Raw genomic sequence first — 2,647 nt, 5'->3', positions numbered from 1 at the left:
CGGAAATTCCGACATACTGCTTCCGAAGTTTCTCGGTGATCGGTATATTTGAGTAGGTTATAAGGCGGGGCGCTCACGATTCGTAGAAATATTCAAATTGTTTTTTTTGTACCTTTGTTAAAATAAAGAAGGAATACGAATATGGCACTTTCACAGCACGGGCCGTTCAGCTTGGCAGATTATTACTTCGGATTTTTAAAGAATCTCGATTCCCGCAGTAAACTGGATTTAATATCCAGACTTTCGCAGTCGGTTAAAGAAGCTGAACCTATCGCGGAGATTTCCTTGCAATCGTTATTTGGTGCATACCAATCCGATGAAAGTGCAGACGAAATTATTGAAGAGATACGTAGTTCGCGTGTTTTCAAGCGAGATATAGAGTCACTTTGATGAATTACCTGCTTGATACAAACATCTGTATTTATTTCCTAAAAGGGATGTACAACCTAGACCGAAAAATTGCTAAAATCGGTGAGGTCAATTGTTTTATTTCCGAAATAACGGTGGCCGAACTGAAATACGGCATCGAAAATAGCAAGACACCTGAAAAGTTACGACCATTAGTAGAAGCATTTATCCCTAAGTTTGCCATTTTACCCATTTTCAATTCATTGGATATTTACTCCAAGGAAAAAGCGAAACTCAGAAAAAAGGGTCTTATGGTTGATGATTTTGACATCCTAATCGGAGCCACTGCCATAACCAATAATATGGTGATGGTTACCAATAATGTCGCTCATTTTAGCAGACTGACCAAAATTCGTATTGAAGACTGGACCAAATCTTGAATTTTAAATTATTCAATTTTCAACTATAGGTAAGCAACTATCCACCCGGATAGATGGTGCCCCTGTGCGTGAAAAAATTGCAAGAGGCATCGGCATACCGTTGAATAAGAAAATCGAAGAATTCGAGAAGGGGGATGTGCACATACGCATGGCAGGTGCCCAGTCGTATTGATCCAAGTCATTTACGGTTATCCATTTGGCATCCGCGTGTTCTTCGAGTCGTAATGCGCCACCTACCACACTAGCAATAAAAGGCACTAACCGTATCCGGAAAGTAGGATAGTTTTCGTGGACTTGGCCCCAGTGGTTCGAGAAAGGTATTACAACAATGCTGGTAAGAATAGCGTCAATTTGTTGGTTTACTCCCGACAATGGTCTTATCTTTGATTTACTAAAGCGGTCATTTCGATTGTTCCGATAATCGACCGACCTTGTAGCGCACCCGGCGAAATAACTGTTTATCAAGGAAAGGAGTGCCTGAAGATGAAAACATTGTTAATTATCTGTTGTATTGCCGTGCCAATCTTCCTGACGCTGGACTCCTGCTCCGAAACCAATTTGGGTAACGAAAGTGGGGGCTTTGGCGAGCGGGTAGGAGATACCATCGTGATGGGCGTGGGCGATAGCTATTACGATTCCGAGCACCATTTCCGCATCGGGGTGGTTTCCCTGCTCGGTGATTCGCGTTGCCCCGAGGGGTTGCAATGCATTTGGGCGGGCAATGCCGGGGTACGGTTTGAAATTATTGTAGCGGGCAATTACCGGCGATTGTTCGACCTGAATACCCATGGCGGGCGGAACTATCCGCGAGACACAGTGATCAACGGCATCGAGTTCCGGTTAGTTGGTGTAGAACCCTATCCCAAGTACAATGCACCGGCCGTCCCAGAAGCGGATGTGATCATCAAATTATTGGCAGCCAAAAAATAGTGCCATTAATTATGGCAAACATCGTTCCCAGCACCCGATTCAAAAATAATTGGTGTGCCATCGCCCGGCGTTATCGTAAAATGGAGGCTATGGGTTCCTACATTAATTAGGGTATCTACCGTTTGGCCCTTGGCGCCAGAAGCAAAGAAGAGAGCCAGTGTTACCGTTAATACTAATAACGTTAGTTTTTATGATTGAGAAAACAGAATGTTTTCATCCATTTTTTTAGGATGAAAAAAATGATTCATCAAATTGCTTGCAAGCCATGGCTGATGTGCTTATCTTGGGCGTAGGTTTAGGAAGCCCTCCAATTCCATTGGAGGCAGCATCTTTCCATAGGATGTAAATTGGTTTGACCCCAGCCCTTTTTCATAAAAGAGTTGGGGTTATTTTTCACCGTCACCCTTCGCTTAAATTTACACGGATGAACAAATTGTATGTCATAACAGGAGGGCCCGGCGTAGGGAAAACAACCCTGCTTAGTGCTTTGTCCGCGGACGGAATAGCAATCGTTCCCGAAGTAGCCAGGGCCATCATTAAGCAGCAGCTAGCCATCGGGGGCGATGCATTGCCTTGGAAGAATAAAGAGCGATACATCGATCTCATGTTAGCAACCTCCATACAGGATTATCGGCGCGTGGTAGAAGAGCAGATGCAAAGAACACATCTTTTCGACCGTAGCGTCATCGATGCCGTAATCGCTGAACGTTTGAATGCTCCCTTCCCGGGAAATTTCATATCTGCATTTAAACCAAACCACCACCCACTTGTTACCCATTAACCACCATATACATACCATGGCCAAAAAGAAAATCGCTACGCAGACGCTCATGGACGAAGCGCGTCAACTGGAAAAGGAGGGGCAGCATGCGGACGCCCTGAAAATATACCGTGCATTGACACGCCGTAAGCACCTGAATACCGAAGCA

At 44.5% G+C, this 2,647-nt stretch carries 4 protein-coding genes; all 4 read left to right on the top strand.

Features of this window, described 5'->3' with window-relative positions; translation table 11 throughout:
• The first annotated feature begins 141 nt into the window (after positions 1 to 141).
• Positions 142 to 390: a hypothetical protein gene (locus U9S71_RS20015; protein ID WP_326329616.1), complete on the top strand. Its 249-nt coding sequence runs from the start codon at positions 142 to 144 to the stop codon at positions 388 to 390.
• Positions 390 to 788 carry a type II toxin-antitoxin system VapC family toxin gene (locus U9S71_RS20010; protein WP_326329615.1) on the top strand — a complete coding sequence of 133 codons (399 nt, stop codon included), beginning with the start codon at positions 390 to 392 and terminating at the stop codon, positions 786 to 788. The genes U9S71_RS20015 and U9S71_RS20010 overlap by 1 nt, the downstream gene beginning before the upstream one ends.
• Before the next feature lie 483 nt (positions 789 to 1,271).
• Positions 1,272 to 1,718: a hypothetical protein gene (locus U9S71_RS20005; RefSeq protein ID WP_326329613.1), complete on the top strand. Its 447-nt coding sequence runs from the start codon at positions 1,272 to 1,274 to the stop codon at positions 1,716 to 1,718.
• 424 nt (positions 1,719 to 2,142) lie between these two features.
• Positions 2,143 to 2,499 (top strand): AAA family ATPase, encoded by a 357-nt coding sequence (locus U9S71_RS20000; protein WP_326329612.1) that lies wholly within the window; start codon positions 2,143 to 2,145, stop codon positions 2,497 to 2,499.
• The last annotated feature ends 148 nt before the right edge of the window (positions 2,500 to 2,647 follow it).

Origin of the sequence: Parapedobacter flavus (assembly GCF_035818675.1) — a bacterium.
In the GTDB taxonomy this organism is placed as follows: Bacteria; Bacteroidota; Bacteroidia; order Sphingobacteriales; family Sphingobacteriaceae; genus Parapedobacter; species Parapedobacter flavus.
The sequence above is the reverse complement of the archived record's forward strand: the minus strand, read 5'-3'. Positions and strand labels throughout refer to the sequence as shown.